Below are 16,789 nucleotides of genomic sequence, written 5' to 3'. Positions count from 1 at the left end.
GGGCCGCGCGCCTCGGCGCGTCCGGCCCACCGCCTCCCCCGGCTTCACACGAGAACGGTCACAGACATGGCGCGTTCGACCTCGAAGCGTCTTGCCCCAACCCGCTCCCGCACGGGAGCGGGGGGCATGGCGCGGCTGCCTCGAACGAGGCGCCTTCCTGATCGTCGCGATACGGTCGGAAGCGGCGCCAGCCGCATGACCGTCCGCGCAGACCCTCGCAGAGGGTGCTTGCGCGGACGGCGTCCGCTACAATCGGCGCTTCCGGCAATGGAAAAGGGCGATCCAGGCATGGGCGACATCACGACGGTAGCAAAGGCCTTCTTCGATGCCTGCGAGACCGGCGGAGGCTGGGAGGCGTGCGCGCGCTACTGTGCCCCGCATGCGACCTTCTCCGCCCAGGCCGATGCCCTGGCCGGCGTGACCTCCCTGCGGGACTACACGGAGTGGATGAAGGGGCTCCTGACCTTCATCCCCGACGGTCGGTACGAGGTGCGATCCTTCGCGACCGACGAGGAGCGCCGGAACGTGATGGCCTACGGGGTCTTCCACGGGACCCACACTGGCGAGGGCGGACCCTGCCCGCCCACGGGCAAATCCACGTCGACCGACTACGTGTATGTCATGCAGTTCGAGGGGGACCGCATCATCGGATTGACGAAGATCTGGAACGACGCCCGGGCCGTGAGAGAGCTCGGCTGGGCTTAGCCATCGCAGCGGCGAGCCTCGTCTTCCGCCGAACAGCGTGACGAGGCCGCCCGACAGATGCGCATCGCGCGGACGAGCTTCCTGGCCTGTCGCTTCTCGCAGGTCTCCGTGACGGCACGACCGGCGACCTTGACCATGAAGTGCCCATCAGCGGCCATCTCCTCGGTGACGTGAGACATGCCGGCGGTCTCCTGTCGTTCGGGGCTCGGATGTCGGGCGGCCCATCTCCGGGGCTGGGTCGGGTGCGGCAAGGGCCCGTGCGCGGGTGCCCAGGATTGCCTGGGATCGCGGTCAGACAGGCGGGTTCGCCCCGCAACCCGCCTCCCGCCTTCGTGATCCTGCGTCAGGAGCCTTCGCCTCACCGACCGGAGGCGCCGCCCTGGGCCGCGACTTCAGAAGCCGCCCGGGCGAGATCGCGTTCGAAGCGCGGGTCGTGGAACAGCGCCTCGGCGATGACGGCCGCGGCGATTTTGCCGGCTTCGAGGTCGGACGGGAAATGGGTGCCGGCGATCACCCGGTTCTCCCCGTAGGTCCCGGCGAAAGCGAACAGCGCCTGGCGCTTCTCGGGCACGAGGCGCGACAGCACCGTGGCCGCGAGATACCCGAACGTGGCGTGGCCGCTCGGGTAGGACGTGCTGTCGGAGCGATGTCCGAACGTGGCGAGGTCCGGCTTCACCGTGTAGGGCCGCGGCCGCGCGATGGCGGCCTTCGCCGCCAGCACGGCGAGTTCCCCGTCCTGGAACACACTCTCGATCAGCGCCGCGGTGTCCGGCATCGTCTCCGCCGTGAAGGCCGGGCCGAGCACACCGGTGAAGCGGTCGAGGGTGCACGGCAGGTTCGCGGTGATGCGCCGCTCGTCGTCGGGCGTGCGGGCGCGGACCGCGGCCTCCACGGCCTGCATGTCCGCCTTGGCCGATTCCGAGCCGGCTTCGGGCGGGGGCGGCAGGACGCGCTGCAGCGCCATCGCCGCCGGGTCGACGTAGGTGCTGTGGAGCGTCGCGGCGGTGACGGGCAGGGCAAGGGAGAGGAGCACGGCCAGCGTCGCGGTGAGCCGCCGGCCACCCCGGCCGGAAATCCGATCTTTCACCACCCCTCCTCAAGCCGTGCCAGGTCTCACCGCTCGCAGCCACGCCGCCGGGCCGCCCCGAGGCTTCTCCGGGGCTACTCCGGGATTGTCTCGGGCAGCAGCGTCACGAGCACCCCGAGCGCGACCGCCGCGACGGCGGCGCACGCGAGATAGGCGGCATCGAACCCCGCCTGCTGGACCAAGGTTCCGGCGATCACGAACGACAGCGAAGCGCCGGCGCCCTGCACGGTCCCGATCAGGCCGTGGGCGGCGTTGTAGCGGCCGGTTCCTCGGGTGATGTCGGCTATGACCAGCGGCTTCACCGCGCTGAGCAGGCCGGCACCGACGCCGTCGAGGCACTGGACCGCGATCAGCCAGTACGGGTCGCGCCAGACGAGATAGAGCAAGGCGCGCACGGGCAGCGCGGCGAAGCCGATCACGAGCAAGGGCTTGCGGCCCCAGCGCTCGGCCCGGCGGCCGACGATGAGCCCCATCGGCACCATCACCCCCTGCGCGCCGACGATGCAGACGGAGACGATGACGGACGACCAGTCCGGGCGCGCCTGCCCGATCTCCTGGGCGACGAGGGTCAGCAGCGGCGCGTTGGCGAAATGGAAAAGCCCTACGCAGGCCGCGAAGACCATGAGCGGCCGGCAGGTCAGCAGGGTCCGCCACCGGGCCGGGGCTTGCTCCCCCTCGCCGCCGCCGCGAGCCCGGCGCGCGTCGATGGCATCGCGCGGGATGGAGTAGAGTGCCGCGGCCGAGACGATGGCGCAGGCCGGGACCAAGAGGAACACCGCGCGGTCCGGGAACAGCCAGCCGACGAGCCCGATCAGCACGGCGATGGCGACGTTCCCGGTCCGCTCCAGGGCGGCGTTGCGGCCGAAGCGCCCGGCGATCCGGTCGGATGGGAACAGGCCGAGCGTGAGCGTCGCGATGGCCGGGCTCAGCATGCCCCCGACGGCGGCCAGCACGCAGGAGGCCGCGAGCACGGGCCAGAAGTACGGGAAGAGCGCGACGAGGAGCGTGGCCAGCGAGAGCGCGACCAGGGCGCCGAGCAGGATCACGCGCTTGTCGCGCACCGCGTCGATGGCGGTCCCGATGGGCGTCTGCACCACGATGCCGACGATGCCCGACACCGTGCTGACCAGCCCGACCGAGGCATCATTCCAACCGCGGTGCACGTAGAGGTAGACGTTGAGGTAGGGCTTGATCGCCCCGTTCACGTCGATGAGCAGGAGGTTGAGGAGGTCCAGGGACCTGGAGACGGATGGCCGTCGCGAAGCGGGCGGCCGCTCCCCCTCGCCGATGTCCTGCTCCATGCGGTCCGCTCCCCTTTCAGCCAACCTAGAGCGGCGCGGCACCGAACCGAGGTGACCCCACCCCGAATGAGCGTGACCGCCGGTAGAGGCGCTCCGGCCCGGCGACCGCGGCGCCGACCCGCCCGAAGCCCGCGACGCGCGCGACCGTTCCGGCCTGCCGGGTCTCGAATGCCGCCCGCGACCTGTCGGGCCCGGCGCCGTGACCCGCGCACCGCCGTCGTTCACCCCGCCTTCGGGCCAGCGGCACCACCGCCTTCGACGCGTGGCGCGACGGCGAGATCCGCCGCATCGAGGCACCGCGTCGCGATCGTGAAACCCGTCTCCGTGAGTCCGAGGGCTTCCTCGGCAAGCTGAGGCGCGCTGAGGACCGCGCGACCTCCGCGCGTTTCGTGGCGGAACATCCCACCGGGCCAGGCGCCGCGCCCGACATCGCCCCAACCACCGGTAACCCTGACCACCGACCCGTCAAGCACCGGCTCGCGGGCTCAAGCCGGGAAGGCGCGCAGGAGGTCCTCCGCCCCGTAGGGCTTCTTCACCACCGGCACGGCGGCGAGGTCTTCCGGAATGCGGAAGCCGTCGCCGTAGCCGGTGGCGAACGCGTAGGGGATGCCCAGTTCGAACAGCCTGCGCGCGACGGCGATGCTGGTCTCGGAGCCCAGGTTGACGTCGAGCAGGGCCCGGGCCGGCGGCGCCGCGTCGATCAGGCGGAGCGCCTCGCGCGTCGACGACGCCATGTCCACGTTCGTGGCGCCGAGCGACGTGAGCAACTCCTCGGCCTCCAGGGCGATGATCATGTTGTCCTCGACGACCAGCACGGACCCCGCGAGACCGCGCAGCGCCTCGGCGTGAACCGCCCTGACAGCCTTCGGCGCGGCGCGTGAGGCGTTCTGGACGAAGGCCGGGGGGATGGTGAAGCGCGCCTCGACGCCCGCCAGTTCGTAGCGCACCTCCGCCTCGCCCTTGAGCTCGTACGGGATCGACCGCTCGATGATGGTCGTGCCGAAGCCGCGCCGGGTGGGCGCCCGCACGGCCGGGCCGCCGGTCTCGCGCCATCGGATCACCAAGTGGTCGAGGGCGTCCCGCTCCCAGCGCAGGTCGACCCGCCCGAGGCTGTCGCAGAGCGCGCCGTACTTGGCCGAGTTCGTCATCATCTCGTGGACGACCAGGGCGACGGTCGAGAACGCCTGCGGTTCCAGCAGGACGTCGGCGCCGTCGAGCACGACCCGGCCGGCCTTGGGTCCGAGGTAGGCGCCGGCCTCCAGCATGACGAGGTCGCGCAGGGATCCCGGTCCCCAGTTGCTCGAGGTGATCTGGTCGTGCGCCCGGGCGAGCGCTTGGATGCGGTCGCCGACCGTGTTCGCGAAGGCGCTGTCCGCCCCGTCCGCCGGCCGGCTCTGGGTCACCACCCCGCGGATCAGGTTCAGGATGTTGCGGACCCGGTGGTTGAGCTCGGCGATGAGGAGTTCCTGACGCTCCTGCGCGACCTTGCGCTCCTTCTCGGCGGAGTCGGTGAGGCGCAGGATCACCTCGAGCAGGGTGATGCGCAGGGCCTCGGCGGTCCGCATCTCGACCTCGGCCCAGGGGAGCGAGCGCCCGTGCACGGTCTCGCGCCACGCCTCGAAGCTCTTGCGCGGGGTCAGACGGACGCCGTTCGGCCCCGGAGTCGCGGGCTTCACCGGGTTGCCCGCCCAGGTCACGGTCCGCGAGACCTCGCGCCGGAAGTAGACCAGAAAATCCCGGGGCGTGCGCGACACCGGGATGGCGAGCATGCCGGCCGCCCGCTCGGTGAAGTCGCGGCCCGGTTCGTGGACGCGCCCGATCTCGTCGGTCGCGTAGGCCTTGCTCGCGGCCGTGCGGTTGAGGAAGCGCACCAGGCCGGCGAACTCCTCCGCGGTCGGGGTCGAGCCCTGGAGCGTGATCTCGCCGTTCACCCACAGGCCGATGCCGTCGCAGGGCAGGATCGCCGCCAGGTCGTCGAGGAAGTCGGAGAGGCTTTCCAGGTTGGTGCCGCCGGTGGCCAGCGCGCCCAGCAGGCGGTTGTGCAACTCGCGCGAACGGACCTCGCGCTCGGCGTCGGCCTGCCGCTCGCGGGCCTCCAGCAGCCAGGAGAACATCTGGCCGAACAGCTCGGCGCCGGTCCGGCGCTCGAGGGAGATGTGGCGCGGCTCGGTGTGGTGGCAGGCGAACAGGCCCCACAGGCGACCGTCGCGCAGGATGGACACGGACAGCGAGGCCGCCACGCCCATGTTGCGCAGGTATTCGAGGTGGATCGGCGAGACCGTCCGCAGGGTCGACAGCGACAGGTCGAGGGGCTGGCCGGCCGGATCGCGCGGGGGCAGCACGGCGGCGCCGGTGTCGTCGACGTCGGCGATGATGCGCAGCCAGTTGCGCGCGTAGAGGGCGCGGGCCTGTTTGGGGATGTCGGAGGCCGGGTAGTGCAGCCCCAGGTAGGGAGCGAGGCCGGACCGGGCCGCCTCGGCGATGACCTCGCCCGAATGGTCCGCGGCGAAGCGGTAGACCATAACCCGGTCGAACCCGGTCAGCGCCCGCATCTGGCGGGCGGCCTCGCGGCAGAGGGGGTCGAACCCCACGGTCTGCTGGAGACGGGTGACCATGCTGCGCACGAGGTTGCCGGCGCTGAGGTGTTCGGTGGCGCTCGGCTCGGCCTCGATGACGATGGTGTCCCCGGACCGGTGGAGGGCCACGTCGAACGGCTCGCCGCCCGGCACGAGCCGGAGGCCGAAGACCCGGTCGACGGCGTCCGGCCCGCGCAGGGTCTGCAGGTGCCCGCGCAGGGTGTGGATGGCCTCGCGGTCGAGGACGGCATCGAGGGGCAGGCCGAGAAGTGCCGCCGCACCCTGGCCGAGCCAGGTCGCGATGTTGTCCGAGGCGCGGGTGACGATCCAGTCCGGGGAGACCCCGATGAGGAAGCCGAACCCCTGCACCGCGCCGAGGATGTGGATGGGCTCGCGGTCGCAGGACGAGAGGTCGATCTCCGGCGTCGGTTGCGACGCGTTCAACTGGTCCATGGGCCCACGATGCTGCGCGCAGGCAAGGGTCCGGCTGCGGTTCGGATATTGTCTTCGCAGATCAACGCGGCACGGCGCGCGGGCGTTGCAGGACCGGCCTCTGCCAGCACCCACGATCCTTTCCTTCGACGCGTTGCCGCGACCTCGGGATGCCCGGAGCGTGGAACCGCTCCGGGCGGCCGGATCAAACTTTGCCGGTGAGCTTGTCGGCCACGTGCTTGGCGCCGTCCTTGACGTTCCCGGTCGTCTTCTGGGCTTCGCCCTTCAGTTCCTGCGCCTTACCCTCGGCCTTCAGCTTGTCGTTGCCAGTCGCGCTGCCGATGCCCTGCTTCACGTTGCCGACGGCCTCATTGGCCAGGCCCTTGATCGTGTCGGTGGTGCTGCTCCTGGCGGTTCTCCTTCGCGACCAGGCCTTCGCGACCAGGCCTTCGCGACCAGGCCTTCGCGACCAGGGCGGCCACGGGGATCGGGAACGGCTCTCGCCCGGGCGCCGTTCCGCGCGGCCGGTCACGGTCACGGGAGGGTCCTGACGCGTGCCCAGCGGGTGCACGGATCGACGCGACGGCCAAGTCTCGACTGCCCGGTGGGGAAGGGCGCTCCGCGCGAGCGGGATCCGCTAGGGATGTGCCTTCGCCCTCGTGCGCGCGCTCCTGTTCAGTGCGGCTCCTTCGGACGCGACCACGCCCATGTCAGCCGGTGCCGAAGCCGGCGTACCCGCCTGGACGCCACCCGGACGGAGCAATCCGACGCGCATGCCGGGTGACATCATCCCGCCTCCGGATCGCAGGCAGCACGACGGCACCGGCGCGGCGTGGTTCTCGGAGTCGGTACCTACGCTGACGATCTGGCGACCCGGGCAGTCAGGTCTCGCAGAGAATGCTGCCGAAGCAGGATGCGACGGTTCGGTCGATCACATTTCTTCGGACGGAGCTCTTCGCAAGCGAGCCAGGAAGCAGTCGTTCCTCCGCTCAAGCTCGAATCACACGCCGTCGTGACGATCGGGCGCGCCGAGTGGGCATTCCTTCGGCCGTTGGCCGAGCCAGTTTCCGCGGGGAGAAATCAAAACTCGACGTGCGGAAAATCCCTGTCACTCCAGAGACTTAGATCGAGTTGAGCGGTGCTGGCGGAGACGGAGGGATTCGAACCCTCGATACCCATTTCTGGGTATGCTCATTTAGCAAACGAGTGCCTTCAGCCGCTCGGCCACGTCTCCGGCGCTCTGGCTCTAGAAGGTCGGATCCGGCGGGTCAACCCGATCCTGGCGGGCGGCGGCCACGCGGCGGCGCTCGACGTGCTTGGCGACGCGCAGATGCCGCGAGATCGCGTAGTTCATCGCCGTCAGGAAGCCGTAGGTGCCCCGCACGAAGTGGCGGCGGCCGAGATAGGCCTTCAGGAAATTGCCCGGCAGCTCGACGAACACCCGCCAGGTCGGGATCACCACGCCCCGCGACTCCAAGTCGTCCGCCTGCTGGTCGGAGTAGCGGTTCAGCTTGTCGAGCTGGTCGCCGAGCGAGCGCACCGAGAAATGATGGATCACGCCCCGGAGCCGGCCCGGCTTCACCCCCGGTTCCAGCGCCACCCGGTCGTGGACCGGCGAGGCGGCGTAGCGGCCCCGATCCTTCCGGTAGAGCCGGACCGGCGTCAGCGTGTAGGCGAGCGGGTGCGGCCGGCCCTCGCCGGGGAAGATCTCGGCGATGCCGATCCGCCACGCCGGCCGGCGCGGCTCGCCCGCGGCCCAGAGGCCCCGGATCTCCCGGGCCAGCTCCGGCGGCACCACCTCGTCGGCGTCGAGGTTCAGGAGCCAGACGTGCCGGCACTGCTCCTCTGCGAAGCGCTTCTGCGGGCCGTAGCCCGGCCAGGGATGGTGCAGCACCCGCGCGCCCAGCGACTCCGCCAGGGCCTGCGTGCCGTCGGTGGACCCGGAATCGACCACGACGAGGTCGTCGGTCAGGCCGCGGACCGCCCGAAGCGTCGCGCCGATCCGGTCCACCTCGTTGTGGGCGATGATGAAGACCGACAGCGGCAGGGGCCCGTCGGGTCCCGGGAGCGGCCTGGGGGCGGCGGCGCCCTCCGGAGCGCGGCTCACGCCAGCCAGTCCGGCACCCGGTCGAGGGCGATCAGGGCGTCGACGTCGAGGCGCGGGCGGACCACCGCCGCGCGGTCGCCCCGCACCAGAACCTCCGGCACCAGCGGCCGGGTGTTGTAGGTGCAGGACTGCACCGCCCCATAGGCGCCGGCGCTCATCACGGCGATCAGGTCGCCGGGCCTCACCTCCGGCATCTCGCGGTTGAGGGCGAGGTAGTCGCCGCTCTCGCAGACCGGGCCGACCACGTCGGCGACGAGGCGCGGCGTCTCGGGACCCGGCTCGATGACCGGCCGCAGGCCGTGATAGGCCTCGTACAGGGTCGGGCGGATCAGGTCGTTCATCGCCGCGTCGACGATCACGAAGGTCCGCCCCTCGCTGTGCTTCACGTAGAGCACCCGCGTCAGCAGGATCCCGGCATTGCCGACGATCATCCGGCCGATCTCGAAGACCGGCCGCAGGCCGAGCGGGGCGAAATGCGGCCGCAGGGTCGCCGCCAGCGCGGCCGGGTCCGGCGGCGGCGCGTTGTCGTCGCGGTAGGGGATGCCGAGGCCGCCGCCGAAATCGATGTGGCGCAGGGGATGGCCGGCCGCCAGCAACTCCCGGGCGAGGCCGGCGAGCAGCCGGGCCGCGTCGGCGAAGGGCGCCAGATCGGTGATCTGGCTGCCGATATGCATGTCGACGCCGTGCACCGCGATCCCCGGCAGGGCGGCCGCAGCGGCGTAGACAGCCGGCGCCCGGGTGATCGGGATGCCGAACTTGTTCTCGTACTTGCCGGTGGAGATCTTGGCGTGCGTGCCGGCGTCCACGTCGGGGTTCACCCGGACCGAGACCGGCGCGCGGAGGCCGAGGCCCACCGCCACCTCGGACAGGACCGCGAGTTCCGGCTCACTCTCCACGTTGAAGCAGAAGATGCCGGCCCTCAGCGCGGCCTCCATCTCGGCGCGGGTCTTGCCGACTCCCGAGAACACGATCTTGCCGGGGTCCACGCCGGCCGCCAGGGCCCGCTGCAGCTCGCCGCCGGAGACGATGTCCATCCCGGCGCCCCGGGCCGCGAGGGTCCGCAGGACGGCCTGGTTCGAGTTCGCCTTCATGGCGAAGCAGACCAGCGCGTCGTCGGCCGCGAACGCCTCCGCGAAGACGCGGAAGTGCCGCTCCAGCGTGGCGGTGCTGTAACAGTAGAACGGTGTGCCGACCTCCGCGGCGAGGCCGGTCAGGTCGACATCCTCGGCGTGCAGGCGGCCGTCGCGATAGTGAAAATGGTGCATCTCGGCCGTGTCTCGTCGCCGTATCTCGTCCCGCCGGAGCGCGGGCTGTTTCCCGTGAAACACTCCGCCGCCGGCCGCGGCGGGCGCGCGCCGGTGGCGGGGTCCGACCGAGTCCGAGCGGGGCCACCGGGCGCGGCACCGCGACGGCGTGCCGGCCTCCGCCCTCTACAGCAGCGGATCCAGAATGAAAGGCTGCTTCGGCACCCGGTAGCCGCGCCGCGCGCCGCGGCTGGTCTCGACCGGCGCCTCGGTGCCGCCCGGCGGGACCGCCGCCGCGGAGAGCTCGTCGCCGGCGCGCACCGAGGCCGGGTCCGGCTCCGGGGCGCCGCCGCCGAGGCCGACCGAGACCGGCAGCGTCCGCCGCCCGGTCGGCGCGTCCGCACCGGCCTGCGCACCCGCCCGCGGGGCCGCCGTCTGGGGCGGCTCCAGCGCACCCCGCCGCCCGCAGGCGGAAGCCGCCAGGGCCACGAGGCCGGACACGGCGAGGAGTTTCAGGGCGGGTTTCGACAACATCGCGCGAGGGTCCGGCGGGCTCGGCACCGGCACGCGAGGGCCGGCGGGAGCGCTACCTTAGCCGTTGCCGCGTCCCGGCGCGAGCGCCCGTCCGCCACAGGCCGGCCGCGGCGCACGGTTGGGGCCCGTTCCCGCGGTTCCCGGCCCGGCCTCGACAGCCGGGAGGCGTCAGCCCCGCCGCTCCTTGCCGCCCTGCGAGCCCTGCCGGTTCTTGGCGGGGGCGTTCTGCTGCTGCTCGGCCTCGTAGGCGTCGATCGCCCGGCGGCAGTTCTCGCTGAGCTTCTTCCAGTTCTTCTGGAAGCAGGCATCGGTGGCCGGATCGTCGGGGGCCAGGTTGCCGCAATAGGTCAGGTAGTCCCCGGTGCAGTACTTCTTCAGGGTCTCGTTGCCGCGCTTCGTCTGCTGCGCGGCTGCCGGCAGCGTCAGGGCAACGGCCGCCGCGACGGCGAGGACGATCGGCTTCAGGCGCATGGGTATCCGTACCATCTGTCGAACTTGTGAATGCAGGACGCGTCGGCGATGCGATGATGCCTTTGCGTGGTCGAAACAAGGCAGTCATCGCAGGTTTTCGGTTGCGTTCCGGTCGCCAAACCCCGTTTCGGAGGTGGATCGGCTCAGACCCGCTCGGGTTCCGGCATCGCCGCCGCGGTCCGCGGCATCCGGCCCGGGGCCGTGAGGGCTTCGGCGACCTCGACGATTCGCCGGCGGAGATCGGCGTTCTCGCGCTCGATGCCGGCCTGCCGGTCCGGCGACAGGTTTCCGGCCCGGTCGTGGCGTTCGTTCTGGCGGTCGGCCACGGTCAGGGCCAGAGCTTCCTCGGCCGCCTTCAGGCTCGCGCGCAGGTCGTCGCGCTCGGCCGCCAGCGCGGCGGCGTCCGGTGCCGGCGCCGCGCCCTGCCGGAGCGCCAGGAGACTGTCGAGCAGGTCGGCATGGGCGTCCTCGAGAGCCTGGAGCGTGGCGAGGCTCGCGCTCCCGTCCTCCCGCGCCAGCGTCAGCTCGGTCTCCAACTCCCGGGTCTTGGCCTGGGCCTGGGCGATCTCGGCGTCGCGGGCAGCGACGTCGCGCGCCAGGGCGGCGACCCGCATCGTCCCGGCCCCGATCGCCGCCATGTCGGACTGCCGCCGCGCCTCGACGGTCTCGACCCGGCGCTCCAGGCGGCGCTGCTGCACGGCGAACTGGGCGCGCAGGAAGTCCCGCTCGGCGGCGATCTCGGCCGGCGACAGGGGCAGGCGCGCCTCGGCCCGCCGACGCTCCAGGCGCGCGGCGCGGGCATTGAGGGCCGGCAGCAGCAGCAAGCCGCACAGGCTCGCCGCCAGGAAGCCCAGCGCGAAGATCATCACCGTTTCGATCACGAGGGTGCAGCCCGCGCATCCGGCCGGAAAACCCGACCCAACTCCACTCTAGCCCAGGTTGGCCGCGAGGGTGAAATCCCGCGGGGCCGGTCAATCAGAACGCGTTCCGACGCCCTCGCGGATCCGATCGGATCAGAACGGGTTCCAAGTCGGCTCACGGGTGAACTTCAGATAGCCGACATTGATCCCGAGCCGCGCGCCGACGCCACTGCGGATCGGCACGACGATGACCCGGTCGTTGACCACCGCGGTCATCCCGAAGCCGCCCACCAAGTAGGCGGAGCCGTCGACGCCGGCGAAGCGGCGGTACAGGTCGCGCACGTTGGGCAGGTTGTAGACCAGCATCATGGTGCGGGCGCCGTCGCCGCCGACATCGAAGCCGAGGGACGGGCCCTGCCAGTAGATGCGCCGCTTGCCGGCGTTGCGGGTGTAGAGCGTGCCCTCGCCGTAGCGGACGCCCGCCACCACGGCGCCGCCGCCCTCCTGGCCGAGGATGTAGCCGTTGGGCTCGCCCCAGCGCCGGCCCGCCTCCTCGACGGTGAGCGCGAGGCCGCGCGACACCGTACCGAAGAACCGATGGCCGGATTCCACGATCTCGCCGGGACGGAAGGTCTCGGGCGTGTCGAGATCCTCGCCGGCCGCGCGGGCCGCGCCGAGGAGGGAGCCGCTGAGGGGCGCACCCAGCGCCAGGCCGAGGCCCGCGCGCAGGAGGGTGCGGCGGTCGGTGCCGCGATCGGTGCCGCGATCGTCTCGTGCCGTCATCGTTGCCTCCTCGCCCGGTTCGATTAACGGTTCGTGCGATGGACCTGTGCCGCTCTGTCCCGCCGGGCCGGCAGAGGCCGCGCCGGGCGGATGAGTCGGACCAGCTTCTGAGGGAATCCGCAAGATGTGGTTAACGCGTCCTGACCCCGCAGTCCGCATGGCCGGGCGGTCGGGCGCGGGCGTCCCGCGTGCGGCGCTCACGCTCGCGCGGGCGGTGGGGCTGTCAGCCGCGCTGTCAGCCGCGCTGGCGGCCCTGCCGGCGGTGGCCCCCGGCCGCGCCGCCGCGGAGGAGGGCCTGACGGCCCGGACGCGGATCGAGCTGCTGACGCTCAACGGCTTCGACCCGGTCAGCTACTTCCTGGAGGGCGGGCCGCAGGCCGGTCTGGCCCGGTTCGAGCTGTCCTGGGGCGGCCAGGTCTGGCGCTTCTCCAGCGGCGCCAACCGCGCCGCCTTCCGGGACGACCCGCCCGCCTACGCGCCGCGTCTCGGGGGCTACGACGCCGCCGGGATCCTGGATGGCCGGCTGGTGGACGCCGATCCCCTGGTCTTCGCGGTGATCGACGAGCGCCTCTACCTGTTCCGGGATGCCGGGCGCCGCGCCCGGTTCCTGGCGGAGCCCGGCCTGGCCCGGCAGGCGGAGGCGGCCTGGCCGGCCGTGCGCCGCCTGCAGGATGTCCCGCCCGACGCCTCGCCCGACGCCTCGCCCAAGGTGCCGCCTACGGATGCGCCGCGCTGAGCGCCGCCGCCGGCCGGTCGCTCGCGCGGGCCGGCAGGGCGAGCCGCGGGGCCAGGGCGGGGTCCCCGAGGGCCGCGAAGGGACCGTTGCGGTGATCGGGTCCGTGCTGGCCGTAGCGGATCGGGCCGCCGCCCGGCACCACCACGCAGCCGCCCGCCGCCGCGACGATGTGGTCGCCCGCGGCCGTGTCCCATTCCATGGTCGGGCCGCAGCGGACGTAGATGTCGGCCTCGCCTGCGGCGATCAGCCCAAACTTCAGGGCGGACCCGACCTGGCGCGTCTCCACCACCGGCAGCGCCGCCAGGCAGGTGGCGGTCTCGGGATCGCCGTGCCGCCGGCTGCCCAGGGCGACGAGGCCCGTCCCCGGCGCCGCCCGCGCGCGGACCGGCCGCCCGGACCCCGGCCGGCCCGCGATCACGGGGCCCTCCAAGGTCGTAGGGCCGGCCCACCAGACGCGGCCGAGGCCGGGGGCGGCCAGCGCGGCCGCCACCGGGCGGGCGCCAGACACCAGCGCGATGTTGACCGAGTAGTCCGGCGTCCCGGCGAGGAAGTCGCGCGTGCCGTCCAGGGGATCGACGAGGAAGAAGAGATCGGCGGGGCGGGTCGCGTCGCTCTGGGCGCGCTCCTCGGCCACGACCGCGATCCCGGGGAAGCGCCCGGCGAGGGCCTCGACGATCAGGTCCTCGGCCTCGACGTCGGCAGCGCTGGAGGGTGAGCCGTCCGGCTTCAGGGCGTGCGGGCAGGGGCCCCGGTGGTAGCGGCGCAGGATCTCCCCCGCCGCGCAGGCGATCTCGGCGAGCGCCGCGGCGATCCGCTCACGCTCCGGTCCCGAGATCGTCACCGCGCCCGTCATGATGCCTCCCGACACCGCCCTGAATGCCCGAGCGGGGGGGGAATGTCGACGGCCACTGGCCGGAGCGCCGCCTCATCGGCGCTCCGGCAGCTCCCGCGCGGCGGCCGGCATCCGAACCGTCCGCCGGATCCGCGCCAGCAGGGCCTGGCTCCGGCGGCGGTGGCGGCGCAGCTCCGCCGCGAGGCCGCGCGCGTCCGGGAGGCCCACCGCCTTGGCGATCTGCTGGGACGCGGTCTCGGACGGTTCCGCGGCGGGATCGGTCATCACGAGCCGCTGCCACTGGTAGACGGCGTCGAGGAAGCCGTAGGTCTCGGCGAGGGCCTCGCCCGCCGCCGCGGGCAGGAGGCCGCGCGCCGCCGCCTCGCGGAAGAGCGACTCCGCGCCGAGGCCGATGCAGCCGGGCCAGTCGCGTGCCTGGCTCAGCACGATGGCCTGGGCGAGGAAGTCGAGGTCGAACAGCGCGCCGGGGGCGAGCTTCAGGTCGTAGGGGCCGGCATGGCCCCGCTCCCGCGCGACCAGGGCCCGCATCGCGCCCGCCTCGGCGCAGACGGCGGCGGTCTCGCGCGGCTGCCGGAGGATCCCGGCGATCGCGGCCGTGACGTCGGCCGCCAGGGTGGCGTCGCCGGCGACGACCCGGGCACGGGCGAGGGCCATGTGCTCCCAGAGCTCCGCCTCGCCGCCGTGATAGGCCGCGAAGCCGCTGAGCTGCACGGCGGGCGGGCTGTGGCTGCCGTAGGGCCGCAGCCGCAGGTCGACCGCGTACAGCCGGCCGCGCCGCGTGGCCGTGGTGAGCGCCGCGAACACGCGCTGCGCCAGCCGGTTGTAGGCCACCACGGCGTCGAGGGGGCGCCTGCCGTCGCTGGTGCGGTTCTCCGGGTCGAAATCGTACAGGAACAGGAGGTCGAGGTCGGACTCCGCGCTGAGCTGGCGGGATCCGAGGCGGCCGAGCGCCAGGATGCAGCAGCGGCCCGCCGGCACCGCGCCGTGGTCCAGGGCGAACCGGCGCTCCTCCGCCTCCAGGCTCAGCGCCACCGTGGCCTCGGCGATCGCCGCGTAGGCCTCCCCGGCCTGGCGCGGGGTGAGGATGCCCGACAGCAGGCGGGCGCCCGTAACGAAGGCCATCTGCCGGGTGGCGTCCCGGCAGCGGTCGAGGCTCTCCTCGTGGCTCGCCGGCTGGCCCAGGAGCGACCGGTACTGCGCGCGGACCTCGTCGGGATCCGTGGTCGGCGTCACGAAATCGGCGTCGAGCACGGTGTCGAGGACGTGCGGGCTCAGGCCGACCGTGTCGGCGAGGCGCGGCGCCGTCCCCAGGATGTCGGCGAACAGCAGGCGCAGGCGCTCGTGCGAGCGCAGGATGGCGAGGAGTTCGGCCACCGCGGGCATCCGCGCGAAGGCCCGGTCGAGGGCGAGGAGCGCCGCGTCGGGGTCGGCGGTGCCGCCGAGCGCGCGCAGCAGCGCCGGGAGCATCTCGGCGAGGATCTCCCGGGCCCGGCCGGTCCGCAGGGCCGGGCGGCGCCCAAGATGCCAGCCCTGCACGGTCTCCCAGGCCAGGGGCGGATCCCGGAACCCGAAGGCGCCGAGCCGCGCCAGGGTCTCGGGATCCGGCTCGCTCTCGCCGAAGACCAAGGCGGTGCCGTCGGCGCCGGCCTCCGGCTCCGCCTCGAACAGCAGGGCGTAGTGCGCCTGGACCCGGCCGGCATGGTGGAGCAGGGCCGCCTCGAAGGCCGGCAGGTCGGGGAAGCCCGCGAACAGGGCGAGCGCGGTCAGCGCCTCGGTCCCGGTGGGCAGGCGCTGGGTCTGCTCGTCCCGGATCATCTGGATCCGGTGCTCGAGGGTGCGCAGGAACGCGTAGGCCGCGGAGAGCTCGTCCCGGGCCCGCCCGTCGATCCAGCCCTCCGCGACGAGCTCGCCGAGCATCGCCACGGTCCGGCGGCCCCGCAGGGCCGGCTTGCGGCCGCCGAAGACGAGCTGCTGAGTCTGGACGAAGAACTCGATCTCCCGGATGCCGCCGCGGCCGATCTTGATGTCGTGGCCGCCGACCGCGATGGTCTCGTGGCCGCGGACCATGTGGATCTGCCGCTTCAGGGCGTGGATCTCGGCGATGGCCGGGAAGTCGAAGTGCCGGCGCCAGATGAACGGCGCGAGTTCCGCCAGGAAGGCCTCGCCGGCCGGGATGTCGCCGGCGATCGGCCGGGCCTTGATGAAGGCCGCGCGCTCCCAGTTCTGGCCGAGCGTCTGGTAGTAGTCGAAGGCGAAGCCGGTGGAGAGCGCCACCGCGGTCGAGCCCGGGTCCGGCCGCAACCGGTAGTCGATGCGGTGGACGTAGCCGTCGGCGGTCCGGTCGGCTAGGAGCTTCACCAGCCCCTGCGCCAGCTTGACGAGGAAGGGCTTCGGATCGCCGCCGGTCGCCGCGGCGGCGGGCTCGGCCTCGTAGAAGACGACGAGGTCGATGTCGCTGGAGTAGTTCAGCTCGCAGCCGCCGAGCTTGCCCAGGCCCAGGACGATCAGGCCCGACCCGTCCTGCGGCGCCTCCGGATCTTTGGGCCGGTACCGCCCGGCCGCCATCCCCTGCCGGAGGAGCGCCTCGACCGCCCCGCTCACCGATGCGTCGGCGAAGGCCGACAGGGCGCCGGTCACCGCGTCGAGGTCCCAGCGGCCGCCGAGATCCGCCAGGGCGACCAGGAGGGCGTGGGCCTCCCGGTTGGCGCGCAATTGCCGGCCGACCTCGGCAAGGTCGGGATTCGCCCCACAGGCGGCGCTGACGGCGCGCTGCCGCGCGATGATGTCCCGGCTCGCCGCGTCCGGCGGCTGATCCAGCAGGGCGACGAGCCGCTCGGGCGACCGGGTGGCCGCCCGCCACAGGAAGGGGGAATGATCCGCCAGGCCCAGGAGCAGCTCCCGGCAGGGCGGTGTCAGGAAGCCGGCCGGCAGCGCCGGCGCGAGCTCGGCGAGCCGGGCCCCCGCGGCGTCCGGGTCGGCGAGCCCGAGCCGGGGGCGCAGGCGCGCGCGCAGCGTCTCGGCTGGCTCGGCGGCCGCTCTCTTTGCCGATCCGTTCGGGAGACCGGTCTCATCTCTCATGCCGCATCCTCCCTGGCGCGAC

General features: G+C 73.0%; 15 protein-coding genes, 1 tRNA gene and 1 pseudogene. 3 read left to right on the top strand and 14 right to left on the bottom strand.

The genetic code is table 11. From position 1 onward, the window contains the following. Window positions 1–288 precede the first annotated feature (288 nt). Window positions 289–705, top strand: a complete 417-nt coding sequence (locus LXM90_RS28320) for an ester cyclase (RefSeq protein WP_020094360.1) — start codon at window positions 289–291, stop codon at window positions 703–705. Here LXM90_RS28320 and LXM90_RS28315 read toward each other — a convergent pair. The 3 genes from LXM90_RS28315 to LXM90_RS28305 form a co-directional block, all read right to left on the bottom strand. Beyond that, entirely contained in the window at window positions 702–884 is a 183-nt protein-coding gene (locus LXM90_RS28315; protein WP_020094361.1) for a hypothetical protein, read from the bottom strand. The two genes, LXM90_RS28320 and LXM90_RS28315, sit on opposite strands and share 4 nt — an antisense overlap. Before the next feature lie 179 nt (window positions 885–1,063). Next, complete coding sequence (locus LXM90_RS28310) at window positions 1,064–1,792, bottom strand: phosphatase PAP2 family protein (protein ID WP_020094362.1); 729 nt, start codon at window positions 1,790–1,792, stop codon at window positions 1,064–1,066. 74 nt (window positions 1,793–1,866) lie between these two features. Continuing rightward, window positions 1,867–3,093, bottom strand: coding sequence for an MFS transporter (locus LXM90_RS28305; protein ID WP_042671725.1), 1,227 nt, complete (start codon window positions 3,091–3,093; stop codon window positions 1,867–1,869). 278 nt (window positions 3,094–3,371) lie between these two features. Between LXM90_RS28305 and LXM90_RS28300 the strand changes: the two are divergent. After that, window positions 3,372–3,434, top strand: a pseudogene (locus LXM90_RS28300) (hypothetical protein); the annotation flags it as partial. Window positions 3,435–3,578: 144 nt separating this feature from the next. On the opposite strand, the gene LXM90_RS28295 reads toward LXM90_RS28300, so the two are convergent. The 9 genes from LXM90_RS28295 to LXM90_RS28255 form a co-directional block, all read right to left on the bottom strand. Continuing rightward, complete coding sequence (locus LXM90_RS28295; RefSeq protein ID WP_020094364.1) at window positions 3,579–6,122, bottom strand: HWE histidine kinase domain-containing protein; 2,544 nt, start codon at window positions 6,120–6,122, stop codon at window positions 3,579–3,581. A gap of 184 nt (window positions 6,123–6,306) precedes the next feature. Continuing rightward, the gene (locus tag LXM90_RS28290; protein ID WP_042671726.1) at window positions 6,307–6,546 is read right to left on the bottom strand and encodes a CsbD family protein; all 240 of its coding nucleotides are present in this window, start codon (window positions 6,544–6,546) and stop codon (window positions 6,307–6,309) included. Between the two features lie 697 nt (window positions 6,547–7,243). Beyond that, window positions 7,244–7,335: transfer RNA gene (locus tag LXM90_RS28285), tRNA-Ser, on the bottom strand. 12 nt (window positions 7,336–7,347) lie between these two features. Next, complete coding sequence (locus LXM90_RS28280; protein WP_020094366.1) at window positions 7,348–8,208, bottom strand: glycosyltransferase family 2 protein; 861 nt, start codon at window positions 8,206–8,208, stop codon at window positions 7,348–7,350. Beyond that, on the bottom strand, window positions 8,205–9,473 hold the full coding sequence (gene lysA / locus LXM90_RS28275) for a diaminopimelate decarboxylase (RefSeq protein ID WP_020094367.1): 1,269 nt from the start codon (window positions 9,471–9,473) through the stop codon (window positions 8,205–8,207). Before lysA ends, LXM90_RS28280 begins: the two co-directional genes overlap by 4 nt. Before the next feature lie 165 nt (window positions 9,474–9,638). Beyond that, a complete protein-coding gene (locus LXM90_RS28270) occupies window positions 9,639–9,986 on the bottom strand; it encodes a hypothetical protein (protein ID WP_020094368.1) in 348 nt (115 codons plus the stop codon). A gap of 168 nt (window positions 9,987–10,154) precedes the next feature. After that, entirely contained in the window at window positions 10,155–10,457 is a 303-nt protein-coding gene (locus tag LXM90_RS28265) for a hypothetical protein (RefSeq protein WP_020094369.1), read from the bottom strand. 143 nt (window positions 10,458–10,600) lie between these two features. Next, window positions 10,601–11,323, bottom strand: coding sequence for a hypothetical protein (locus LXM90_RS28260; protein WP_234081382.1), 723 nt, complete (start codon window positions 11,321–11,323; stop codon window positions 10,601–10,603). Between the two features lie 147 nt (window positions 11,324–11,470). After that, entirely contained in the window at window positions 11,471–12,100 is a 630-nt protein-coding gene (locus LXM90_RS28255) for a DUF1134 domain-containing protein (protein WP_234081380.1), read from the bottom strand. Between the two features lie 157 nt (window positions 12,101–12,257). On the opposite strand from LXM90_RS28255, the gene LXM90_RS28250 reads away from it, so the two are divergent. Beyond that, on the top strand, window positions 12,258–12,836 hold the full coding sequence (locus tag LXM90_RS28250; protein ID WP_234081378.1) for a YHS domain-containing (seleno)protein: 579 nt from the start codon (window positions 12,258–12,260) through the stop codon (window positions 12,834–12,836). Here the strand turns inward: LXM90_RS28250 and LXM90_RS28245 are convergent. Together LXM90_RS28245 and LXM90_RS28240 are read right to left on the bottom strand one after the other, a co-directional pair. Beyond that, window positions 12,817–13,689, bottom strand: coding sequence for a 3'(2'),5'-bisphosphate nucleotidase CysQ family protein (locus tag LXM90_RS28245; RefSeq protein ID WP_020094373.1), 873 nt, complete (start codon window positions 13,687–13,689; stop codon window positions 12,817–12,819). The two genes, LXM90_RS28250 and LXM90_RS28245, sit on opposite strands and share 20 nt — an antisense overlap. Window positions 13,690–13,761: 72 nt before the next feature. Next, window positions 13,762–16,767, bottom strand: coding sequence for a bifunctional [glutamine synthetase] adenylyltransferase/[glutamine synthetase]-adenylyl-L-tyrosine phosphorylase (locus tag LXM90_RS28240; protein ID WP_020094374.1), 3,006 nt, complete (start codon window positions 16,765–16,767; stop codon window positions 13,762–13,764). Window positions 16,768–16,789 lie beyond the last annotated feature (22 nt).

The sequence above is a fragment of the Methylobacterium oryzae genome (genome assembly GCF_021398735.1).
In the GTDB taxonomy this organism is placed as follows: domain Bacteria; phylum Pseudomonadota; class Alphaproteobacteria; order Rhizobiales; family Beijerinckiaceae; genus Methylobacterium.
Note: the sequence above shows the minus strand (reverse complement) of the source record. Positions and strands in the feature narration are given on the sequence as shown.